Annotated in this window: 19 protein-coding genes, 2 tRNA genes and 1 pseudogene; 14 read left to right on the forward strand and 8 right to left on the reverse strand. The window is 69.3% G+C overall.

The annotated features are described in order from the left end of the window. Positions 1 to 11 precede the first annotated feature (11 nt). On the reverse strand, positions 12 to 353 hold the full coding sequence (locus AB0O65_RS01490; RefSeq protein WP_363382469.1) for an L-rhamnose mutarotase: 342 nt from the start codon (positions 351 to 353) through the stop codon (positions 12 to 14). A 153-nt stretch (positions 354 to 506) separates the two neighbouring features. On the opposite strand from AB0O65_RS01490, the pseudogene AB0O65_RS01495 reads away from it, so the two are divergent. The 4 genes and pseudogenes from AB0O65_RS01495 (at position 507) to rhaS (ending at position 5,197) form a co-directional block, all read left to right on the forward strand. Next, a pseudogene (locus tag AB0O65_RS01495) lies at positions 507 to 2,020 on the forward strand (sugar ABC transporter ATP-binding protein). Beyond that, positions 2,017 to 3,048: an ABC transporter permease gene (locus AB0O65_RS01500; RefSeq protein ID WP_313479245.1), complete on the forward strand. Its 1,032-nt coding sequence runs from the start codon at positions 2,017 to 2,019 to the stop codon at positions 3,046 to 3,048. Before AB0O65_RS01495 ends, AB0O65_RS01500 begins: the two are co-directional and overlap by 4 nt. Next, positions 3,045 to 4,094: an ABC transporter permease gene (locus tag AB0O65_RS01505; RefSeq protein ID WP_363382472.1), complete on the forward strand. Its 1,050-nt coding sequence runs from the start codon at positions 3,045 to 3,047 to the stop codon at positions 4,092 to 4,094. Before AB0O65_RS01500 ends, AB0O65_RS01505 begins: the two co-directional genes overlap by 4 nt. A 62-nt stretch (positions 4,095 to 4,156) precedes the next feature. Then, positions 4,157 to 5,197, forward strand: a complete 1,041-nt coding sequence (rhaS, locus tag AB0O65_RS01510; RefSeq protein WP_313479240.1) for a rhamnose ABC transporter substrate-binding protein — start codon at positions 4,157 to 4,159, stop codon at positions 5,195 to 5,197. 72 nt (positions 5,198 to 5,269) lie between these two features. On the opposite strand, the gene AB0O65_RS01515 is transcribed toward rhaS, so the two are convergent. The 6 genes from AB0O65_RS01515 to AB0O65_RS01540 form a co-directional block, all read right to left on the reverse strand. After that, positions 5,270 to 5,992 carry a creatininase family protein gene (locus tag AB0O65_RS01515; RefSeq protein WP_363382475.1) on the reverse strand — a complete coding sequence of 241 codons (723 nt, stop codon included), beginning with the start codon at positions 5,990 to 5,992 and terminating at the stop codon, positions 5,270 to 5,272. After that, complete coding sequence (locus AB0O65_RS01520; RefSeq protein ID WP_313479236.1) at positions 5,989 to 6,969, reverse strand: aldo/keto reductase; 981 nt, start codon at positions 6,967 to 6,969, stop codon at positions 5,989 to 5,991. The genes AB0O65_RS01515 and AB0O65_RS01520 overlap by 4 nt, the downstream gene beginning before the upstream one ends. A 126-nt stretch (positions 6,970 to 7,095) precedes the next feature. Next, positions 7,096 to 7,980, reverse strand: coding sequence for a helix-turn-helix transcriptional regulator (locus tag AB0O65_RS01525; protein WP_313479234.1), 885 nt, complete (start codon positions 7,978 to 7,980; stop codon positions 7,096 to 7,098). A gap of 38 nt (positions 7,981 to 8,018) precedes the next feature. Further along, positions 8,019 to 9,248, reverse strand: a complete 1,230-nt coding sequence (locus tag AB0O65_RS01530; RefSeq protein WP_313479232.1) for a cytochrome P450 — start codon at positions 9,246 to 9,248, stop codon at positions 8,019 to 8,021. 13 nt (positions 9,249 to 9,261) lie between these two features. Beyond that, positions 9,262 to 10,437, reverse strand: coding sequence for an FAD/NAD(P)-binding oxidoreductase (locus AB0O65_RS01535; RefSeq protein ID WP_313479230.1), 1,176 nt, complete (start codon positions 10,435 to 10,437; stop codon positions 9,262 to 9,264). Beyond that, a complete protein-coding gene (locus tag AB0O65_RS01540) occupies positions 10,434 to 10,628 on the reverse strand; it encodes a ferredoxin (RefSeq protein ID WP_313479228.1) in 195 nt (64 codons plus the stop codon). The genes AB0O65_RS01535 and AB0O65_RS01540 overlap by 4 nt, the downstream gene beginning before the upstream one ends. A gap of 233 nt (positions 10,629 to 10,861) precedes the next feature. Between AB0O65_RS01540 and AB0O65_RS01545 the strand changes: the two genes are divergently transcribed. The 10 genes from AB0O65_RS01545 to AB0O65_RS01590 all read left to right on the forward strand — a co-directional run bounded on the left by AB0O65_RS01545 (position 10,862) and on the right by AB0O65_RS01590 (position 18,568). Next, positions 10,862 to 10,953 (forward strand) — tRNA-Ser (locus AB0O65_RS01545). Positions 10,954 to 11,168: 215 nt separating this feature from the next. Next, a complete protein-coding gene (locus AB0O65_RS01550; RefSeq protein ID WP_363382481.1) occupies positions 11,169 to 12,179 on the forward strand; it encodes an SDR family oxidoreductase in 1,011 nt (336 codons plus the stop codon). 10 nt (positions 12,180 to 12,189) lie between these two features. Beyond that, positions 12,190 to 13,176 (forward strand): aldo/keto reductase, encoded by a 987-nt coding sequence (locus AB0O65_RS01555; protein ID WP_363382484.1) that lies wholly within the window; start codon positions 12,190 to 12,192, stop codon positions 13,174 to 13,176. A gap of 91 nt (positions 13,177 to 13,267) precedes the next feature. Then, entirely contained in the window at positions 13,268 to 13,498 is a 231-nt protein-coding gene (locus AB0O65_RS01560; protein WP_313479142.1) for a multidrug transporter, read from the forward strand. 54 nt (positions 13,499 to 13,552) lie between these two features. Beyond that, on the forward strand, positions 13,553 to 15,172 hold the full coding sequence (locus AB0O65_RS01565; protein ID WP_363382487.1) for a sodium-dependent transporter: 1,620 nt from the start codon (positions 13,553 to 13,555) through the stop codon (positions 15,170 to 15,172). Beyond that, entirely contained in the window at positions 15,169 to 15,303 is a 135-nt protein-coding gene (locus AB0O65_RS01570; protein WP_071644853.1) for a methionine/alanine import family NSS transporter small subunit, read from the forward strand. The genes AB0O65_RS01565 and AB0O65_RS01570 overlap by 4 nt, the downstream gene beginning before the upstream one ends. Before the next feature lie 127 nt (positions 15,304 to 15,430). Further along, positions 15,431 to 16,090: a GntR family transcriptional regulator gene (locus AB0O65_RS01575; protein WP_071644852.1), complete on the forward strand. Its 660-nt coding sequence runs from the start codon at positions 15,431 to 15,433 to the stop codon at positions 16,088 to 16,090. Between the two features lie 54 nt (positions 16,091 to 16,144). Continuing rightward, positions 16,145 to 16,777 (forward strand): asparagine synthase, encoded by a 633-nt coding sequence (locus tag AB0O65_RS01580; protein ID WP_071644851.1) that lies wholly within the window; start codon positions 16,145 to 16,147, stop codon positions 16,775 to 16,777. 73 nt (positions 16,778 to 16,850) lie between these two features. Then, positions 16,851 to 16,923: transfer RNA gene (locus AB0O65_RS01585), tRNA-Arg, on the forward strand. A gap of 133 nt (positions 16,924 to 17,056) precedes the next feature. Continuing rightward, positions 17,057 to 18,568, forward strand: coding sequence for an L-serine ammonia-lyase, iron-sulfur-dependent, subunit alpha (locus tag AB0O65_RS01590; protein WP_363382492.1), 1,512 nt, complete (start codon positions 17,057 to 17,059; stop codon positions 18,566 to 18,568). 9 nt (positions 18,569 to 18,577) lie between these two features. On the opposite strand, the gene hrpB is transcribed toward AB0O65_RS01590, so the two are convergent. After that, the gene (hrpB, locus tag AB0O65_RS01595) at positions 18,578 to 21,133 is read right to left on the reverse strand and encodes an ATP-dependent helicase HrpB (protein WP_363382494.1); all 2,556 of its coding nucleotides are present in this window, start codon (positions 21,131 to 21,133) and stop codon (positions 18,578 to 18,580) included. Between the last annotated feature and the right edge of the window lie 105 nt (positions 21,134 to 21,238).

Genomic DNA, 21,238 nt, shown 5'->3' on the forward strand with positions numbered 1-21,238 from the left:
CCGCAGGCGGCTCAGTCCTCGAGCGCTGCCAGCTGGTCGGCGAGGTTGAACACCTCGGGCACCGGGACGGCGGCCTGGTCGACGCGGCCCTCCATGCCCACGAAGAACGGCGCCATCGATGCCTCCCACCTCGCGGCGACCTCGGAGGCCGCGAGGTATTCGCGAGCCGCGTCGTCGTCGTCGGTCTCGTAGTAGCCGAAGAGAGTGCCGCCGTCGCCGAGGAAGATCGAGTAGTTGCGGCGGCCGGATGCTGCGATCTCGGCGAGCATCTCGGGCCAGACCGGGCTGTGCCGGGCGATGTACTCGTCGATCATCTCGGGGCGGACGGTGAGCTGGAAGGCGATGCGGGTCATGACGCTCCTGAACATGCGGAATCTCGGGTGGTTCTCGCGGCGTGTCCGATCTGTGATTTGACCGACCGCCGATGCGATGCCTACAGTATCTCTGAATCGAAATGAATCGATTCATTTACCCGACACTCTCACACCCTCAATGAGGAGGTGCCCATGCAGACCGATGACGCAGCCGTGGTCCTGGAACTCTCGAACGTCGTCAAGTCGTTCGGTGCCGTCGCGGCTCTCCGCTCGGGAAGCCTGAGCCTGCGTGCGGGATCGATCCACGCGCTCATCGGCGAGAACGGCGCCGGGAAGTCGACGCTCGTCAAGATCGTCGCCGGGCTCTACCGTCGCGACGCCGGCGACTTCCGCCTCGACGGCGTGGATGTCGACTTCACGTCCACCGCCCAGTCGAAGGCCGCGGGCATCGCGGTCATCTACCAGGAGCCGACGCTGTTCCCCGACCTCTCGGTCACCGAGAACATCTTCATGGGGCGGCAGATCGTCGGACGCTTCGGACGCATCGACCGCAAGGCCATGCGCCACGAGGTCGAGCGTCTGTTCACCAGACTCGGCGTCTCGATCGACCCGGACCGCCCCGCAGAGGGCCTCTCGATCGCCGACCAGCAGGTGATCGAGATCGCCAAGGCCGTCTCGCTCGACGCCAAGGTGCTCATCATGGACGAGCCCACGGCGGCACTGTCGGGTGTCGAGGTCGAGCGCCTCTTCACGATCGCGCGCAGCCTTCGCGACGAGGGCCGCGGCCTGATCTTCATCTCGCACCGCTTCGACGAGGTCTTCGCACTGTGCGACACCGTGACGGTGATGCGTGACGGCGCCTACATCTCGACCTTCCCGATCGCCGAGACCACGCCGGCCGACCTCGTCCGCCAGATGGTCGGGCGCGATGTCACAGAGCTGTTCCCGAAGCAGGATGCCGTCATCGGCGAGCCGCTCCTCGAGATCGAGGGACTGACCTCGCCCGGAATCTTCCACGACATCAGCTTCGTCGTACGCTCCGGCGAGATCGTGGGCCTCGCCGGGCTCGTCGGCGCCGGTCGCAGCGAGGTCGCACGCGCGGTCTTCGGTGTGGACGAGTACCGCGAGGGCGCCGTCAGGATGAAGGGCAAGCTCATCCCCGGCGGGCGTCCGAACGCCGCCATGAGCGCGGGTCTCGCGCTCGTGCCGGAGGACCGGCGCAAGCAGGGGCTCGTCATCGACTCCGGCGTCGGTCGCAACATCACCCTGGCGATCCGCGACCAGCTCGCGAAGTTCGGTCTGATCACGACAGGTGCAGAGAACCGATCGGCGCGCATCTGGGCGAGCCGCCTCGAGGTCAAGTCGCACTCCCTCGACACCGTCGCCTCGACCCTGTCGGGCGGCAACCAGCAGAAGGTCGTCCTGGCCAAGTGGCTGGCGACGAACCCGACGTCCTGATCATCGACGAGCCCACGCGGGGCATCGACATCGGCACCAAGTCCGAGGTGCACCGGCTGCTGTCGGAGCTCGCAGGGCAGGGCATGGGCATCCTGATGATCTCGTCCGAGCTCCCCGAGGTGCTCGGCATGGCAGACCGCGTCCTCGTGATGCGCGAAGGCCGGATCACCGCCGAACTCGACCGCGCGGACGCCACGAGCGAGAACGTCATGTTCGCCGCCACGCACGCATCGGAGCAGCACTCGTGACCTTCACCTCCACCACCCGCATCCCCGTGTCGGGGATCACCAAGAAGATCGGCGTGCTCGGCAAGGCACGAGAGTTCGGCATCCTCCTGGTGCTCGCGCTCGTCGTGATCGTCGCCACCTCGACCAACCCGTCGTTCCTGTTGAGTTCGGACGGCTGGCGTGACCTGCTGCTGACGCCGTCGATCCTCGCGCTCGTGGCCGTCGGGCAGGCGATCGTGCTCGTCACCCGCAACGTCGACCTGTCGGTCGGCTCGGTGATGGGCCTGTCGGCCTACCTCACCGGGCGCCTGTTCATCGACCTGCCCCAGCTGCCGATCCCCGTGGTCGTGCTGCTCGCCGTGCTCTTCGGCAGCGCGCTCGGTCTCATCAACGGAGCCCTGGTCGCGTACGCCAAGGTTCCCGCCATGGTGATCACGCTCGGCACGCTGTACGCCTATCGCGGCATCAACGTCATGTGGGCGGGCAGCACCCGGGTCAACGCGTCCGACATGCCCAAGGACTTCCTCGCGATCGGCACCGGCCAGATCCTCACGATCCCGATCCTCGCGATCGTCGCCCTCGTCGTGCTCGCGGTGGCCGCCTGGTATATGCGCAACACCCGCGGCGGCCGCGAGTACTACGCGATCGGCTCCGACCCCGCAGCCGCAGAGCTCTACGGGCTCAAGGTCACGCGCCGCGTCATCTCGGCGTTCGTGCTGTCGGGTGCGCTGGCGGGCCTCGCCGGCGTCTTCTACGCCGCGCGATACGGATCGGTCAGCTCGCAGGCCGGTGCCGGCTGGGAGCTGGATGCTGTCGGCGCAGCCGTCATCGGCGGCGTCGCGATCACCGGCGGAGTGGGCACCGTGTGGGGCGCCGCGATCGGCGCGATGCTCCTCATGACCATCAACCGCGCACTGCCGATCCTCGGCATCCCCGACTTCTGGCAGCGCGCCGTGGTCGGCGTGCTCATCATCGGCGCCATCGTGCTCGACCGCTGGCTCGCGGTCAGACAGAAGCAGCGACTCATCGAATCGAGGGACGAGTCATGACGACCACCGCCACGACCACCACGACGAATCGCGTCACGCGCGACTTCGACAAGCCGCTCTGGCGGCGCGTGCTGCTCACCCGCGAATCCGCGATCGTCGGACTGCTGATCGTCGTCGTCGCCTTCTCGATGATGACCGTCCGCGGCTTCGCGCAGCCGATCACCCTCAACTATCTGCTGCTCGACATCGCCCCGATCCTGCTGATCGCGCTGCCGATGGCGCTGGTCATGATCACGGGCGAGATCGATCTGTCGGTGGGGAGCATGGTGGGCCTCGCGAGCGTCGTCACCGGCGGCGCAGTGCACATCGGCCTGCCGATCGAGGTCGCGATGCTGCTCGCTCTCGCCGTCGGCGTGGTCGGCGGGGCGTTCAACGGCTTCCTCGTGACCGTCGTCGGACTCCCCTCGCTGGCCGTGACGATCGGCACGCTCGCGCTCTTCCGCGGCCTCGCCGTCGGCATCCTGGGCACCACCGCCGTCACGGACTTCCCGGAGACCTGGACGGCGCTGGCCAAGGCGAAGATCGCCGGCACCACGATCCCGTACATCATGGTGCCGTTCCTGATCCTGCTCGTGGTCTTCGTGATCATGCTGCATTTCACTCCGTTCGGCCGCGGCATCTTCGCGATCGGCCAGTCGAAGGACGCGGCACGGTTCTCCGGAGTCAACGTCGAGCGCACGAAGTTCATCCTGTTCGTGCTCGCCGGAGTGATCTCGGCGTTCGCCGGGATTTACTACACGCTCCGGTTCGGCAGCGCGCGCGGCGACAACGCGACGGGCCTCGAACTGCAGGTCATCGCGGCAGTCGTGCTCGGTGGGGTCTCGGTGTTCGGCGGTCGCGGCCAGCTCTACGGCGTCGTCGCGGCCGTGCTCCTGATCGGCGTGCTCTCGAGCTCGCTCCGCCTGGCCAACATCACGTCCGACGTGATCATGGTGATCACCGGCGTGCTCCTCATCCTGTCCGTCGTCGGAGCCAGCGCCCTGAACTGGCTGCAGTCACGACGACGGCGCATCAACCCCCTACAAGTCGCAGCGACCACAGCGTAGTAACCCCGCTGCGTCCCCGGCTCGCGACAGTCGTCGTGGTCGACCGCACGAAAGGAAGAACAATGAAGTTTGCACGTAAGCGTGTCGGAGCCGTGGCAGCAGCCGCGGTCGCCGCGGCACTCGTCCTGACCGGCTGCGCCGACACCGGCTCCTCCGGTGGCGGAGCCCCCGCAGAGGGCGGAGGCGACGCGAACCTGGCGATCACGTTCCTGCCCAAGAGCATCGGAAACCCGTACTTCGACACCTCGAGCAAGGGTGGCCAGGCGGCTGTCACCGAGCTCGGCGGCACGTTCGCCGAGGTCGGCCCCGCCGAGTCGGGCCCCGAGGCGCAGGTGAGCTACATCAACACCGCGACGCAGCAGGGCGTCGGTGCGCTGGTCGTCTCGGCCAACGACCCGAAGGCCATCTGCGACGCTCTCGATGAGGCTCGTGCCGCGGGTGTGAAGGTCGTCACCTTCGACTCCGACACCAACCCCGAGTGCCGCGACCTGTTCATCAACCAGGCGACCGCCGACGGCATCGCCAAGGCGCAGGTCGAGCTGATCGCCGAGCAGATCGGCGGCGCCGGCGAGATCGCGATCGTGTCGTCGACGGCCAACGCGACCAACCAGAACCTGTGGATCGAGACGATGGAGGAGATGCTCGCGGCTGACTACCCCGACATCACGATCGTCGACATCGTCTACGGCGACGACGACGAGCAGATCTCGTTCGACAAGACCGCCGCCGTGCTGCAGTCGCACCCGAACCTCAAGGGCATCGTCTCGCCGACCACCATCGGCATCTCGGCGGCAGCGCGCTACCTCTCGACCTCGGACTACAAGGGCAAGGTCGCGCTGACCGGTCTCGGCACCCCGAACCAGATGCGCGAGTACATCGCCGACGGCACCGTCACGGCGTTCGCCCTGTGGAACCCCGAGGACCTCGGCTACCTGTCGGCGTTCGCCGCAGCCGCTCTCATCAACGGCGACATCACCGGCGCCGAGGGCGACACGTTCGAAGCCGGCAAGCTCGGAAAGTTCACGGTCGGCGCCGACGCCACCGTGCTGCTGGGCGACCCGTACGTGTTCGATAAGGACAACATCGGCGACTTCGACTTCTGAGTCGCGTCTCCGCACGGACAGAAGCGCCCGATCGGCGAGAGCCGATCGGGCGCTTCTTCGTGTGCGCGGTGCTCAGGCCGTTCCGGCCAGGCCCGCGATCCACGCCACATAGTGCGCCATCAGCCCGGACGCACTGTCGATGTCGAGCCCGCGCGGGTCGGCGCCGAAGACGCCGTGCAGCGGATGCTCGGCGTCATGTCGCTGCTGACCGTAGGGGTCTTCGCCGTCGGGTGCGGGGAAGGCCGCGGCATCCGGAAGCCGCCCCACGTTCACCAGCGACGGATCGATCGCATGCAGCATGAGCGATTCGAAGCGCCCTGCATGGTCGGGGGCGACGGGCGGTTCCGGCGCCTGCGCGAGCGTACGCGCGACAGCGAGCATCGACGACCCGGTCGCGTTCCAGCGGTCGGCGACAGCGGTGACCAGGTCGCGCTGCTCGTCGGCGAAGTGACCGCTCAGGATGACCGCTCTGCGCACGCCCAGCTCGGCGAGCCGTGTCAGCGTCTCGGTGAGCAGCGTCGCGATGCTCTCGGGTGCGCTGCTCATGATCGTCCACGGATAGCGCATGTGCTCGCCGCCGACCGCCTGATAGTAGGCCGGCAGCACCACGCCGCCGTGCTGCTCGGCCGCAGTGAGGCAGATGCCGTAGGCGGTGAGTGCATCGAGGCCGATGGGCAGGTGCGGACCGTGGAACTCGAGAGAGCCGAGCGGCAGATAGGCGACGGATGCCGCGGAGAGTCGCTGCTCGATCTGCTCAGGGCTCAGCCGCTCGATGGCTGCGGGCGACGTGCTCATACGTAGAAGTTCCTCTCCCATTCGAATCCGGCCAGGCGCTCATGCAGTCCGTCGATCAGGCCCTCGCCGTCGGCGAAAGCCACGTTCGCCGCGATGCGCTTCTGCGAGGTCATGCCGACGATCGTCGTCGACACCTCCGGACGGTCCAGGACGAAGCGCACCGCCGCCTCGGCCAGCGACTCGTAGTGCGGCGAGGTCACGGCCTTGATGGCGTCGACGCGCTCGAGCGTCTCGGCGAAGCGCTCGTCGCGGAACATCGTCTTCAGCACCGAATCGTCGTCCCACCCGTCGTAGGTCGACGCGGTCCATGTTCCGCTGAGCGAACCGGAATCCAGGGCGACCCGGGCGATGATCGCAGTCTCGGTCTTCGCCGCGGCGGCGAAGAGCGCCTGCTCGGGCTTCTGCTCGAAGATGTTGTAGATGACCTGGATCGAGTCGATCAGGCCCGACTCCGCGATCGCCACGCCTTCGTCGGCGCGGTAGTCGCGCAGCGAGACGCCGATCTTGTCGATTTTGCCGGCGGCCTGGAGGTCACGGAGGACGTCGAGCCACATCCGGTCCTGCATGCCGCTCGGCATCCAGCAGTGCAGCTGCAGCAGATCGAGTCGTTCCACGCCGAGGCGACGCAGTGACTGGTCGACCTGGGACCGCAGATAATCCTCGGGGTACCCCGCGGAGATATCGGGGTCGGCGACCGAGGGGTGCGGCCACTGCACGGGCTGCACCTTCGTGGCCACGTAGATCCGCTCGCCCGACCACTCGCGCAGCGAGCGGCCGACGACCTCTTCACTGTGTCCCGAGCCGTACATCTCCGCCGTGTCGACGAAGTTGATCCCGTGCTCGTACGCGTCGAGCAGGGTGCGCACGGAGGCGTCGTCGTCGACCCGACCCCATTGCCCTCCCAGCTGCCATGCCCCGAAGGACACCTCGCTGATGTTCCAACCGGTGCGCCCGAACGGGCGGCGGTGTACGGCCATGCACGGCTCCTCACATCTGAGCGCAGAGTCTGCGCGATCCTCTCTGTCGAATCTACGGATCGGAGCACGAGAAAGAGGGGCGTGCGAGCGCCGAAACATGGACTGGACGAGCAGGGCGGCGTGGGTTCAGGGACGCAGCGTCGCGCGGGCGAACCGGCTGGGCGCCACGCCGTAGGCGCGGCGGAATGCCCGCGAGAAGTACAGGGGGTCCTGATAGCCGACGAGGTGCGCGACCTCGCCGACGCGCAGTCCCGTGGTCCGCAGCAGGCTGGCGGCCTCGCGCAGACGCACGTGGCGGATCCACGCCTGCATGGACTCGCCGGTATGGCGGGTGAACAGGCGCTGTGCGGTCGTCTCGCTGCAGCGCGCGGCATCCGCCACCTGTGCCACCGTGAGCGGCTCGGCGATATGGTGACGCACGAACGTCATCATCAGCTCGAGCGACCCGGGCAGGGTCGCCTGCTGTGCATGGGTGTCTGCCCAGGCCGAGTTCTCCATCAGGATCAGGCGCCCGAGGTAGCGGAAATAGCTCTCGTCGAAACCGCCCTCGCTGAGCTTCTCGATCGCCATCGTGCCGAACTCGGTGATGCGGCGAGCGGCGCTGTTGTGCATCGAGGTCGCGCCGGGGCGGAACGCCGCGGGGTTGCCGCTGCGTGCCGGATCGTCGAGCAGCGGGTCGCCGGGGAGGTGCGCCACACGGGGGATCACCGGGGTGTCCCGGCTGTGCCGGGGGACGACATGGATCGTCCCGATGTGGAACGGCCCCCGCCTGTTCGCCCGGTACTCGACATGGTGATGCCAGGGCAGGCGCAGCACATGCTGCGCGTCGACGGTGAACTGCTGACCGCCGGCGCGGATCTCTCCGCCCCCGCTGACAATCCAGATGAACGACGTGCTCATCACATGCGGGTTGACGATGCGCTCGCCCGACGAGAAGCGGTACCAGTTCGCACTGACCAGCACCGCGTCGTCATCGTCGCTCATCGGCACCCCGCCCGTTGTGGTGTTCACCGGCAATGCTAGCCCGGGCGGGGTGGTCGCCATCTCTCTCAGGACGCGCTGAGCCGCACAAGCACGGTGCCGGCCTCGTACACGGCGACCGGGTGGGCGAACGGCTGGGGCGTGAGCTGCTCGGCGTCGATCAGCGTGAGGTCGGGGAACGCCGCGAGCAGCGCCGTGATCGCCTCGCGGATCTCGACGCGCGCGACCTGCTGCCCCACGCAGCCGTGGATGCCGTGACCGAAGCCGATGTGGCCGAACGCGTCGCGCTCCACATCGAACTCCTCCGGACGCTCCCAGTGCTCCGGGTCGCGGTTCGCGGCCACGGGTGACACCGACACCGACGTGCCCGCAGGGATCATCGTGCCCTCGATCTCGACGTCTTCGAGCGCCGTGCGTGCGAAGAGGGTGATGAACATCGCGCCGACGCGCATGAACTCCTCGACCGCGGGACGGATCTTGTCGGCGTCGCCGCGCAGGGTCGCGAGCTGCTCGGGATTGGTGAGCAGGGCGACGGATGCCGTGGCGATCAGGTATGCGACCGAATCGCGCCCCGCGACCATGAGCAGGCGCAGCAGACCTTCGATCTCGATGCGGTCGAGATCGGGGTTGTTCAGGAGGTCGGTGATCACATCCTCGCCCGGGTCGTTCTTGCGCTCCTCAAGCAGCGCGCGGATGAAGTCGTACTTCTGCTGCGCCGTCGACTCCTCGACGAACAGGGCGACGAACGTCTCGTAGTGATGGGCGGGGATGCCGATGACGTGGCAGTGCGTGCGGGCCGAGATCGGCATCGCGTAGTCGCGCCACAGATCGATGTCGCGGTCGAGTGTGCGCAGGCGCTCGATCTCGTCGGCGATCATCGCGCGGATCCACGGCTCACGAGCGCGCGCCTGGCGCACCGAGAAGCGGGCGGTCACGGCGCGGCGCAGCTTCGAGTGCACGTCGCCGTCGAGGTTCAGCAGGTTGAGGTCATCCGAGCGCTGGCCGGCCTCGTCGAGCTCGCCCTCGGCTTCGAGGGGAACCGCGGCGCCGAGGCCGGAGCCGACGCCGTCGGGTCCGACGGGCATGCGGCTCGGGCGCATGCTGAAGCGCGGGTCCTCGAGCACTGTGCGCACGGCCTCATAGCGGGTGGCGACGAGGCCTTCATGGCCGTCCTGGAAGTCCAGGGGGACGAACGCCGCCTCGTCTCGCCAGGCGGCGAGCGTGGGTGACGGGGTGAGCGGGGTTCCGTCGCCGGGGAGGGAACGCGACTGGAAGGGGCATTGAGCGGTGGTCGTCATCGATCCATCTCTTTCAGGTGTGGGGGATGAGTTCGGGTGTCGGAGGCATGACGGATGCGCGGGCCGCGCGGAACTCGCGCGGTGAGGCGTTCCAGCCGATCGCGCCGCGGACGGCGCCGGAGCGGTCGTGGCTCAGCAGCACGGTGCTGCGGGCATCGGCATCCGCGTGCGCCTCGGTGAGCGGGTGGTGCTGATTGAACCAGCCGTACGCGTTGATGCGGGTGCCGTGGATCTCGGACCAGAAGAGCGGCACAGGAGCCGGGCTCGCGGTGCCGTGCGCGAGGCGGGTGGCGACCGAGAGTGCCTGCTCGATCGCATAGCTCTGATGCTCGGCCCGGACGTTCTGGCCGGTCGACGGATCCTGCCAGGATGCGACATCGCCGATCGCCGAGATGCCGGGAGCTGCGACGCCAGCGGCGTCGCAGGCGATGCCGTCGGCGATGTCGAGGCCCGACGTGGTGAGCCACTGCGTGCGCGGGGTTCCGCCGATCATCGTGACGACCAGGTCGAAGGTGCGGGTCGTGCCGTCGTCGAACGTGAGCGCGGTCCCGGCATCCGTCGTCGTCGAGCCCGTGACCTCGGCATCGAGCATGAGCTCGACGCCGTTGTCGCGGTGCAGCTCGGCCAGGCGGTCGCTGAGGAGCGTGCCGACGCTGCCGAAACTCAAGGCTCCGGAGCGGCCGACGAGCAGGACCTCGGCGCCGTGCTTGCGCGCGGCGCCGGCGATCTCCGATCCGAGGATTCCCGAGCCGATGACGGCGACTCTGGTCGAGCGGGTCAGCGACTCGCGCAGGCGGATCGCGTCGTCGAGGGTGCGCAGGGTGTGCGCATCGGGCAGGAGCGGATGCTGTCGCGGCGCAGTGCCCGTCGCGATGATCAGCTCGTCGAACTCGATCGGTCCCTGCGTTGTGTGGACGATGCGGGCAGAGACGTCGAGCGCGGTGGCCGCGCATCCGGTGCGCAGGTCGATGTCGAGGTCGGCGAGCTCGTCGGCCGTGCGGATCATGGCTTGTTCGGGCTCCCACAGTCCGTGCAGAACCTGCTTCGACAGCGGCGGGCGGTTGTAGGGCGAGTGCGGCTCGTCACCCACGAGCACGATCTCGCTGGCGAACCCCTCCTGCCGCAACGTCTCGGCCGCGGTGAGCCCGGCGATCGACGCGCCGACGATGACGACGCGCGGCGTGCTCATGAGTCGGACATGCTGATCGCGCGCGCAGGGCACAGGCGCACGGCGCGCTTGGCGGCCTCGAGATCGGCGCCCTGAGGTGCGGCGTTCAGCAGGAGCACGATGCCGTCGTCATCCTGGTCGAAGACGTCGGGGGCGACGAGCGCGCACTGTCCGGCTCCCACGCAGGCGTCTGCCTGAACCGCAATGTTCATCGATACTCCTTGGACCTCGTGCCTCTCGCACCATGCGATGAGGGGCAGTACGGTCAATTCAAACCGTGATGAGCATGGAATTCCATGCTCGCTGCACCCAGAACATGGACTGGACGGTCAGGCGAGACGTGTGTGCGAGTGTGCCGTCCGGTTCAGGGGCGGCGCGTGTCGGTGACAGGTTACGAGACCGGTTATGATGGCATGACGCGTTCGTCCCTCGGGGCCGGATGCATGGAGACGTCGCATAGTCAGGCCTAGTGCACCACCCTGCTAAGGTGGAGTCCTCGCAAGGGGACCGAGGGTTCAAATCCCTCCGTCTCCGCCAAAGATCCGGATCTCGGGACGAAGTCTCGAGGGCCGGATCTTCGCGTAGGCGGGTGGCGCTTTTCCACCCCAGGGCCCCACGCGGCCGGAGGCTCCGCACGCCGCCCCTTCTTCTCAACGCGAGCCGTGATCGGGACTCGCGGCGTGTGGAGTGGCCGCGAGGGATCAAATCCCTCCGTCCCCGCCCCCGACTCACCCGTCGGTAGAGTGCACCGCATGACTGCGTTGAAGGTGCTGTTCATCGGCGGAACGGGAATCATCTCCTCGGCGGCGAGCGAACTCGCAACCCGGTGTGGCATGGAGGTGACGCTGCTGAACCGCGGGCAATCGCTCCGCACGCCGGGGGAAGGCGTCGAAGTGCTGACGGCCGACATCTCGGATGCCGCCGCGGTCGACGCTGCACTTCGCGGTCGCGAATTCGATGTGGTCGCCGACATGATCGCCTTCACTCCTGATCACGTGCAGCGCGACATCGACCGCTTCGAAGGCCGCACCGGGCAGTACGTCTTCATCAGCTCGGCATCCGCCTATCAGAAGCCGGTGGCGCACCTGCCGATCACGGAGTCGACCCCACTTCGCAATCCGCACTGGCAGTACTCGCGCGACAAGATCGCGTGTGAAGAGCTGCTGACCCGGGCGTATCGCGATCGAGACTTCCCTGTGACGGTGCTGCGTCCCTCGCACACCTACGACAAGTGGACGATCCCGGCGTTCGGCGGGTGGACGGCAATCGATCGGCTCCGCCGGGGCGAGGAGATCGTCGTCCACGGCGACGGCACGTCCCTGTGGACCCTCACCCACTCCACCGACTTCGCCGTCGGGTTCGTCGGACTCCTCGGCAACCCGCTCGCCTACGGGGACACGTTCCAGATCACGAGCGACTTCGTCTACACGTGGAACGAGATCTACTCGATCCTCGCGCGGGCCGCCGGCGCGGAACCACGGCTGCGGCATGCACCGACCACCGAGATCGAGCGGCTCGCTCCGGAGCGGGCGGGGCAGCTGAGCGGCGACATGGCTCACTCCGTCGTCTTCGACAACACCAAGATCCGCCGTCTCGTACCGGATTTCTCGCCTTCCGTGGCCCTCCATCACGTGGCGCGCGAGATCATCGAGTGGCATGACGGGCATCCCGAACTGCAGCGCGTCGATCCTGATCTGGACGCCCTGTTCGCCGAACTCCTGTCGCACAGCCGCGGCGGCGCCGACGGTGCGGCCGCGCCCTAAGCTCGATCGCATGCAGCATCGCACTCTGGGTCGCACTGGTCGCGACGTCTCCGTCATCGGTCTCGGCACATGGCAGCTCGGCGCCGACTGGGGCGAGGTGAGTGAAGCGGATGCCCGAGCCGTGCTCGACGCGAGCGCCGCAGCCGGCGTCACCTTCTTCGACACCGCCGATGTGTACGGCGACGGGCGAAGCGAGTCGCTGATCGGGGCATGGCGGCGCGAGAACCCGGATGCCCCGCTCACGGTCGCGACCAAGATGGGGCGCCGCGTCGAGCAGATCCCGGCGAACTATGTGCTGGAGAACTTCCGGTCGTGGATCGACCGCAGCCGCCGCAACCTCGGGGTCGAGACGCTCGACCTCGTGCAGCTGCACTGCCCGCCGACCGCGGTCTACTCTGACGACGCCGTGTTCGACGCGCTCGACACGCTGGTCGAGGAACAGGCGATCGCCGCCTATGGCGTGAGCGTCGAGACGACCGCCGAGGCGCTCGACGCCATCGCGCGCCCTGGCGTCGCCACCGTGCAGATCATCCTCAACGCCTTCCGTCTGAAGCCGCTCGACGAGGTCCTTCCCGCAGCCATCGAGGCCGGGGTGGGCATCATCGCCCGCGTGCCGCTGGCGAGCGGGCTTCTCTCGGGACGCTACTCCCACGACACGGAGTTCGCCGCGAACGATCACCGGAGCTTCAACCGGAACGGCGAGGCCTTCGACCAGGGGGAGACGTTCTCGGGCGTCGACTACGACCAGGGCGTGGAAGCCGCGCAGGAGTTCTCCGCGCTTGCCGCGGGAGCAGGCCTCGCTCCTGCAACGGCTGCTCTCGCGTGGGTCTCCCAGCTTCCGGGCGTCTCGTCCGTGATCCCGGGCGCGCGCAGCGTCGCGCAGGCGGAATCGAACGCGGCCGCGGGATCGGCCCCCGAGCTCGGCGATGACTTCACCGCAGCTGTGCGGGATCTCTACGACCGCCGGTTCCGGGCGGAAGTCCACCCTCGGTGGTGAACAGCGAGATCTCGGCGCAGGGTTTCTATCACCTCCGCTGGTCGGCGGCCAGGGTCTCGCCCGCGTCGGCCGCGCGCGAGATGGTCGTGGCATGAGCGAGAACGACGGTTCCATCGAGGGCATGACCCACGAGCAGAAGCTGCGCGACCAGTTCCTTCGCGCGGAGCACTCCACCGAGGCCGATGCGGCACCGCGCATCGAGGTGACCGAGCACGACGGCAATGTGCGCATTGACGTCGCCGACACCGCAGCCGTGCGCCCTGGCCCCGGGCCGGGCGTGGACGGTGCCGACGACCCCGGAGACGCACCTCGCTCCGACTGAGCTCGGCGGCGAGGCTGGCTGTCGTCGTCTCGCCTCTCCGGTAACCTCGCCAGCATGGTGAATGCAACGACGCAGACCAAGAAGCGCGAGGCCTTCGGCTCGCGCAACGTCTTCATCCTGTCGGCGATCGGGTCTGCGGTCGGACTCGGCAACATCTGGCGCTTCCCGTACGTCGCCTATGAGGGCGGCGGCGGCGCGTTCCTCATCCCGTATCTGTGCGCGCTGCTGACCGCAGGCATTCCGCTGCTGTTCTTCGACTACGCGATCGGGCACCGCTTCCGCGGCTCCGCGCCTCTGGCGTTCCGGCGCATGAGCCGGGCAGCCGAGCCGCTGGGCTGGTGGCAGGTGCTCATCTGCGTGGTGATCGCCACCTACTACGCCGTGATCATCGCCTGGGCCGCGATGTACACCTGGTTCTCGGCGCAGATCACCTGGGGCGAGGGCAATGAGAAGGACTACTTCTTCTCCGACTTCCTCCAGATGGGCGACCTCAAGAACGGTGTCTCGCTCGACTTCGTGCCTCAGGTGGGCATCCCGCTGATCGGCGTCTGGCTCGTCGTGATCGTCATCATGGCGCTGGGCGTCAAGCGGGGCATCGGCCTGGCGAACATGATCCTCATGCCGCTGCTGACGCTCATGTTCGCCACCCTCGTGGTGCAGGCGCTGTTCCTGCCCGGCGCCATGGACGGACTCAACGCGTTCTTCACCCCGAACTGGGAGGCGCTCGCCGACCCCGGCGTCTGGGCATCCGCCTACGGGCACATCTTCTTCTCGCTGTCGGTCGCCTTCGGCATCATGGTCACCTACTCGTCGTACCTGAAGCGCAAGACCGACCTCACCGGCTCGGGCCTCGTCGTCGGCTTCGCGAACTCCGGCTTCGAGATCCTCGCGGGTATCGGCGTGTTCGCGGCTCTCGGCTTCATGGCGCAGGCGCAGAACACCGATGTCTCGGGCGTCGCGTCGTCGGGCATCGGTCTGGCGTTCATCGCCTTCCCGACGATCGTCTCGCAGGCCACGGGCGGCTCGATCTTCGGTGTGCTCTTCTTCGGCGCCCTGGTGTTCGCGGGCATCACGTCGCTCATCTCGGTGCTCGAGGTGGTCGTCGCCGCCCTGCAGGACAAGCTCGGCTGGAGCCGCGTGCGCACGACGCTCACGGTGGCGATCCCGGTGGCGCTGGCCTCGATCGCGTTCTTCTCGACCACCACCGCGCTGCAGGTGCTCGACACGACGGACGCGTTCATCAACGCCTTCGGGATCATGGCCGTGGCCCTGGTCGCGGTCATCCTGGTCGCCTGGATCCTGCGGAAGCTGCCGGTGCTGCGCGAGCACCTGAACAAGCGCTCCAGCTTCCGGCTCGGCCGGCTGTGGATGGTGCTGGTCGGGGCGCTCGCGCCGATCGTGCTCGGGTACCTGTTCGTCAGCGAGATCATCGCCAAGATCACCACGCCCTACGAGGGCTATCCGCTCTGGTTCCTGGCGATCTTCGGCTGGGGGATGGTCATCGCCCTCATCGTGTTCGCGATCATCCTGTCTCTGCTGCCGTGGAGTCGCCGTTCGCACGCGAAGGACGATCCCGAATACGACGAGTTCCTCGTCGTCGAGAACTACGAACCGGATGCCGAGACTGGGAGCATCGCCGTGGCGGATGACCGCCGGAAGGGAGCACGACCATGACCCCCACCGCCGTCGTCATGATGATCGTCGCGATGGTCACCGTGTGGGGAGGGCTCGCCCTCGCCGTCGTGAACCTGGTGCGTCACCCCGAGGCTGCGGAGGATGAGCCGGCGCCGCCGGTCGAGCTCTGACCGGTCGAGCTCCGCCGGTCGAGCTCTGACCGGTCGAGCTCCGCCGGTCGAGCTCTGACCGGCCGACGCGGCCTGCCGAAATCCCGGAACACTGGCCGAATCGCCCGCGGGGTGGTTGAATCCGATCATGCCGTCAGCTGGAATGTCGGGCCTCGAGTCGGAGCGTGTCGCCGACGCGCTCCGGGAGGACATCGTCTCGGGACGGCGTCCGCCGGGCTCCCGATTGGTCGAGCGCGACATCGCCGCTGAGCTGCAGGTGTCACGGCTGCCGGTGCGCGAGGCGATCAAGGCGCTGGTCGCCGACGGGATCGTCGTGGCTCGACCGCGCAGCTGGGCGACGGTGCGCGAGTTCTCCCCGCACGACCTGCAGGGATTCTTCGAGGTGCGCGAGGCGCTCGAGACGCTTTCGTTCGTGCTCGCCGCACAGCGCGTCGACGAAGCCGGCATCGCGCTGCTGGAGTCGCTCGTCGCGCAGGAGGCGGCCGCTGCGGCGCTCGGCGACGTCGAGACGGCCCGCAAGGCCTCGACCGCGTTCCACATGGCCGTCGTCCGGCTGTCGCAGAACGCGATGCTCCTGGAGCTGGCGAGCTCCCTGGTCACCCGGCTGCGCTGGCTGTTCGGTCAGCACGGCGATCTCGCCGAGATGGCATCCACGCACCGCGAGATCCTCGACGCGATCCGCGCGCGGGATCTGGACGTGCTGCGCCGCCTGGTTCCCGAGCATCTGGCCGAAGGGCGTGCGGCAGCCCACGAGCGTCTTTTCGGGGCATCCGCGCCGCGCCCGTGAACCCACCCCACCGCTGTCGGTGGGGTGCCGGTACGCTCGATTCGGGAGGTACTCGTGGGACGAACAGCTGATGCCGTCGCCGAGGGCGTAGCGATCGCCACGGCGGCCGTTCGGCTGACCGTGAAGAACCAGATCCTGGTCGGGACGATCGCGCAGGGTGGCACCTTCGAGATCGACCATTACATGGACGAGGCCCGCGTCGCGCTGCGCGCGATGGCCGACGAGTCCGAGCAGGCCGCCGAGCACCTCACCGCCCTACGCAAGCGCGCGCGAGGTCGGCACTCCGACCCGCACGGCACCCACGACTACCGCGACCGCGACGTGCGCAACCTGCGTCGTCGCGCGAAGCAGTCACTCGGCGTCGCCACTCACCTGCGCGACATGACGGATGACTCCGAGGCGCTGCGCGCGCTCGTCGAAGAGGCGAGAGCGGCGGCGTGGGCCGACGTGCGCAGCAACCTCGATCGCAGGCTTCGCGTCGAGGGGATGCGCGCGGATCAGGATCCCGAGTACGAGCAGATGCGCGAGGCACGGATGCAGGCGCTGAAGCTCGTCGATCTGCAGGCGCTCTCGTCGGAGCAGCGAGCCCGACGCAAGCGCGAGAAGGCCGCGGACAAGGCGGCGGAGCAGGACGGATCGCGTGCGGAGCGAGACGGCAAGCGCGCGCTCTGGACACGCCGGGGGTGAGTCGGTCGAGCCCCGATTTCACTTCTCCGTGAAACGTGTTGTAGGCTGTTCTTCGGCCCGCTGAGCGGGCCGTGCGCCCCTAGCTCAATGGATAGAGCATCTGACTACGGATCAGAAGGTTGGGGGTTCGAGTCCCTCGGGGCGCGCACTGTGTTGAGACAGTAGTGAAATCCCCGTCGCGAAAGCGGCGGGGATTTCGCCTTTCCTGCGGTCTGATCCGCCAGCGCTCGGCGCGAGCCCTGCGGCCCCGAGAACACCGGTCGGACGTAGGCTGGATGCGTGACTGCGTACGTCTCGGCTTTCGACCTGTTCTCCATCGGTGTGGGGCCGTCGAGTTCGCACACCGTCGGGCCGATGCGCGCCGGAGTCGACTTCGCCGATCGGCTGACGGCAGAAGACCTGCTCAGTCGCGTCGCGCGGGTGCGCTGCGAGCTGTTCGGCTCGCTGGGGGCGACCGGGCTCGGCCACGGCACTCCGGATGCCGTGGTCGCCGGCCTGCAGGGGCTGCACCCCGAGACCTGCGATCCGGCCGACGTGCGCGAGCTGTGGAGCGGCTGGCCCGAGGGGCGCGAGCTGCTGCTGGCGGGAGAGCAGGGCATCCCGTTCGCGAAGGACGACATCGCCTTCGTCCCGCGCACGCGCCTGCCCGGTCACCCCAACGCGATGACCCTGCACGCGCTCGACGCCGAGGGTGAGCCCGTGCTCGAGCAGACGTACTACTCGGTCGGCGGCGGTTTCATCCGCCGCGACGGGGAAGAGGCCCGCGTCGCCGCCGCCGCACAGCCGTACCCGTACGACACCGCCGAAGAGCTGCTCGCGCTGTGCGACGAGACGGGCATGTCCATCGCCGAGATAGCCCGGGGAAACGAGATGGCGGTGCGCTCGGAAGAGCAGGTCGCCGCAGGGCTCGATGCGATCTGGGATGCCATGGCATCCTGCGTCGACGCCGGGCTGCACTCCGGCGGCACGCTGCCCGGCATCCTGAAGGTGAGACGACGTGCGGGTGACATCCGCCAGCAGCTCGAGGCGGTCGAAGCCGACGGGCATCCCGCACTTCCCGGCGAATGGCTGGGCGCGTTCGCGCTCGCCGTGAACGAGGAGAACGCGGCCGGCGGTCGCGTCGTCACCGCCCCCACCAACGGCGCGGCCGGCATCCTGCCCGCTGTCGCGATGTACTGGTGGCGCTTCCTCGCCGACTCCGGCCTGGGCGTCGGCAACGCGGTCACCCCGCACGGCGAGCTGGTCGGCAGCGCCCTGCTCGGCTTCCGCTCGTCCCCCGCGGTGACCGCCGCCGAGGGATCCGTGAGCGCGTCGAACGGCGATGACGACGCAGTGGCCGAGGCGAACCGGCGCCGCGGCATCCGGCGATTCCTGCTCACCGCCACCGCGCTCGGTTCGCTGTTCAAGGCGAACGCGTCGATCTCGGGCGCCGAGGGCGGCTGCCAGGCCGAGGTCGGCTCGGCGTGCGCCATGGCCGCCGGCGGTCTCACCGCGGTGATGGGCGGCACGGTGCGGCAGATCGAGAACGCGGCCGAGATCGCGATGGAGCACCATCTGGGGCTCACCTGCGACCCGATCGGCGGGCTCGTGCAGATCCCGTGCATCGAGCGCAACGCGATCGCCGCCTCGACCGCGGTGACGGCCGCGCGCCTCGCCCTGCGCGGCGACGGTCACCACTACGTGTCGCTGGACGCCGTGGTCGAGACCATGCGCCAGACGGGCCTCGACATGTCGACGAAGTACAAGGAGACCAGCGAGGGCGGCCTCGCGGTGAACGTCGTCGAGTGCTGACTCGTCGGCTCAGTCGCGAGCCGCTCGTCGACGGGTGTGTCGCGTCGCCGTGGCCGACCAGGGGTCTTCTGGCCAGGGGTGCTTCGGATAGCGCCCGCGCATCTCCCCCCGCACCTGCGCGTACGGACCCGACCAGAACGAGGCGAGGTCGGCGGTCACCGCGAGCGGCCGGCCGGCGGGGGAGAGCAGGTGGAACAGCACCGGCGCACGCCCGCCGACGACCCGGGGCGTCTCTGCCCAGCCGAAGCACTCCTGCAGCTTCACGGCCACGAACGGCTGCCCCGCCGGGTCGTCGAGCGGCGGGTAGGTGATCCGCGCCCGGGAGCCGCTGGGCACCTCGAGGCGTTCAGGGGCGAGGACATCGAGGTCGGCCGCGGCCGGCCAGGGCAGCAGCCGGCGCAACGGCGCGGCGAGGTCGATGCGATCCGCCGGGGTGCCGCCCGCGAGGGCGCTCAGCTCCGGATCGAGCCACTCGGCGAGACGGGCGAGCAGGGCTTCGTCGGAGACATCGGGCCACGGCTCGCCGAGCTCACGGTGCAGCAGAGCCATCCGCCGCCGCAGCTCGTCGGCGGCATCCGACCAGGTGAACACGTCGAGACCATCTGCCCGCACCGCGCGCTCCACAGCACCCCGACCCTCTGCGGCAGACGCGCGCACCGGAACGGACGAGCGCACGATCGCCCCGACGCGCCGCTCGCGGCGGGCGCTCACGCGGCCGCCGACCAGCTGCGCCTCGACCCGATCGGTGATGAGGTGGTCGGCGGCGCGCTCGACCTGCTGCTCGGTGATGGCGGCGGCCGCGCGGATCACCGCTCCTGAGCCCGCGGCGACGCGACCGGACGCGCGCGCCACGTCGGCCACGGCCAGCCACTCGGCATCCGCGAGCGGGCCGCTGATTCCCGCGCGGGTTCCGGATGCCAGCAGGAATGTCGAGCCGTTGGACGAGCGCTCGACGCGCCTGGCGATCCGTCCCGGGAACGCGAGCGCGACGACCAGACCGGCGTCATCTGCTCGTCCGCGCCCCGAGCGCGCCGGCGGCGCGAGGCGCATCAGGCGGTCGACCTCGCGTGCCCAGCGCTGAGCGTCGGGACCGCGGCCGTTCCGAAGCGCCGAGAGAGCCGAGACGATGTCGGCGTCGCGGACACGGATGTCACCGCCGACCAGGGCGACCACCTCGGCAGCCGTGCGTGCGCCGACCAGCGCCGACCCGTCGCGGAGCGCCCTGGCGAGTCGCGGATCGGTCGGGATGCGGGAGAGCGCGCGTCCCGCGTCGGTCACGCGGCCGCTGTCGTCCACCGCACCGAGGGTGTGCAGTACCTCGACCGCGTCGCTCAGGCTGTCGGCCGGCAGCGGATCGATGAACCTCAGGCCGGCCCCGCCCGGTGCGCCCCAGCAGGCGAGCAGCAGCGCCGCGTCGGCGAGGTCGGCCGTCGCGATCTCCGGCGTGGGCCTCGCGGGGGCGGCGGCGTACGTGCGCTCGTCGACGCATCGCACGACCGTGCCGGGGCCCTGTCGTGTCGCGCGTCCGGCGCGCTGCACGCAGGAGGATCGGGATGCCGCTGCGGTCACCAGCCCGGTCATGCCACGGGACGCGTCGCGCTGCGGCTGGCGTGCCAGGCAGCTGTCGACGACGAGGCGCACGCCCGGCACGGTCAAGGACGACTCGGCGAGCGAGGTCGTGACGATGATGCGCGGCCGATCGTGGCCGGCGCGGCCGCGGATCACGGCGTCCTGCGTGGCCGAGGGCAGCTGCCCGTGCAGCTCCCGCACATCGAAGCCCGGAGCGAGGTCGGCGATGCGGCGCGCGATCTCGGCGACCTCGCGCGCGCCCGGTGCGAAGACGAGGGTGTCGGCGTCGGGTGCGGTCCGGACGAGGTCGCGGGCAGCGGATGCCGCCGTGCCGGCGACATGGTCGAGGAACGAGCGGGTCACGCCGCGCTCATCGAGCCGCGGCGCGGGGCTCGGCGCCCACCGCTCGGTGAGCGGATGAGCCGGGACGCGGTGGTCGACGATCGGCGCAGGCACGCCGTCCGAGCCGAGGACGGCGGCGATCCGCTCGGCGTCGAGCGTCGCCGACATCGCGACCAGCGTGAGGTCGTCGCGCAGCTCGCGCACCTCGCCGAGCAGGCCGATGAGCAGGTCGGTCTCGAGCGCGCGCTCGTGCACCTCGTCGATGATCACCGCCGAGATGTCGTCGAGGCCGGGGTCATCGAGCATCCGGCGCAGCAGAACCCCCGCCGTGACGAACTCGACGCGCATCTGCGGGCTCGTCTTGCGCTCGCCGCGGACGGTGAAGCCGACGCGCTCGCCGAGCGGCGAGCCGTCGAGCTCGGCGAGGCGACGGGCGGCGGCGCGGGCCGCCACCCGCCGCGGCTGCGTGACGATCACGCGTCCCCTGGTGCGCATCGCCAGCAGGGGAGGCACGAGGGTGGTCTTGCCCGTGCCGGGCGGCGCGCTGATGACCAGCGCGGTGCTCGCATCCAGGGCGCGCTCGACGTCGTCGACGGCAGCCGCGAACGACAGGCCCGCGCCGACGCGGGCGAGATCGAACGTGCGAGAGGTCACGGTTCCAGTCTGCCCGTCCGACGAACCGGGGCCGACACGCCAGGCGCCGCCGGGCGCCCCGGCCCGGGCCGGGTGGCGGGTGCAGGGCGGTACGAACCGGGGCCA

It is taken from the genome of Microbacterium sp. NPDC077391 (assembly GCF_040686955.1).
GTDB classification, from domain to species: domain Bacteria; phylum Actinomycetota; class Actinomycetes; order Actinomycetales; family Microbacteriaceae; genus Microbacterium; species Microbacterium commune.

Excerpts from the sequence above, each read along its gene's own strand:
- AB0O65_RS01520 (WP_313479236.1), bottom strand. The coding sequence starts at position 6,969 with ATGGCCGTACACCGCCGCCCGTTCGGGCGCACCGGTTGGAACATCAGC.
- AB0O65_RS01530 (WP_313479232.1), bottom strand. The coding sequence starts at position 9,248 with ATGACGACCACCGCTCAATGCCCCTTCCAGTCGCGTTCCCTCCCCGGC.
- AB0O65_RS01570 (WP_071644853.1), top strand. The coding sequence starts at position 15,169 with ATGACCCCCACCGCCGTCGTCATGATGATCGTCGCGATGGTCACCGTG.
- AB0O65_RS01550 (WP_363382481.1), top strand. The coding sequence starts at position 11,169 with ATGACTGCGTTGAAGGTGCTGTTCATCGGCGGAACGGGAATCATCTCC.
- rhaS (WP_313479240.1), top strand. The coding sequence starts at position 4,157 with ATGAAGTTTGCACGTAAGCGTGTCGGAGCCGTGGCAGCAGCCGCGGTC.
- AB0O65_RS01560 (WP_313479142.1), top strand. The coding sequence starts at position 13,268 with ATGAGCGAGAACGACGGTTCCATCGAGGGCATGACCCACGAGCAGAAG.
- AB0O65_RS01565 (WP_363382487.1), top strand. The coding sequence starts at position 13,553 with ATGGTGAATGCAACGACGCAGACCAAGAAGCGCGAGGCCTTCGGCTCG.
- AB0O65_RS01515 (WP_363382475.1), bottom strand. The coding sequence starts at position 5,992 with ATGAGCACGTCGCCCGCAGCCATCGAGCGGCTGAGCCCTGAGCAGATC.
- AB0O65_RS01575 (WP_071644852.1), top strand. The coding sequence starts at position 15,431 with ATGCCGTCAGCTGGAATGTCGGGCCTCGAGTCGGAGCGTGTCGCCGAC.
- AB0O65_RS01505 (WP_363382472.1), top strand. The coding sequence starts at position 3,045 with ATGACGACCACCGCCACGACCACCACGACGAATCGCGTCACGCGCGAC.
- AB0O65_RS01555 (WP_363382484.1), top strand. The coding sequence starts at position 12,190 with ATGCAGCATCGCACTCTGGGTCGCACTGGTCGCGACGTCTCCGTCATC.
- AB0O65_RS01490 (WP_363382469.1), bottom strand. The coding sequence starts at position 353 with ATGACCCGCATCGCCTTCCAGCTCACCGTCCGCCCCGAGATGATCGAC.
- AB0O65_RS01540 (WP_313479228.1), bottom strand. The coding sequence starts at position 10,628 with ATGAACATTGCGGTTCAGGCAGACGCCTGCGTGGGAGCCGGACAGTGC.
- AB0O65_RS01535 (WP_313479230.1), bottom strand. The coding sequence starts at position 10,437 with ATGAGCACGCCGCGCGTCGTCATCGTCGGCGCGTCGATCGCCGGGCTC.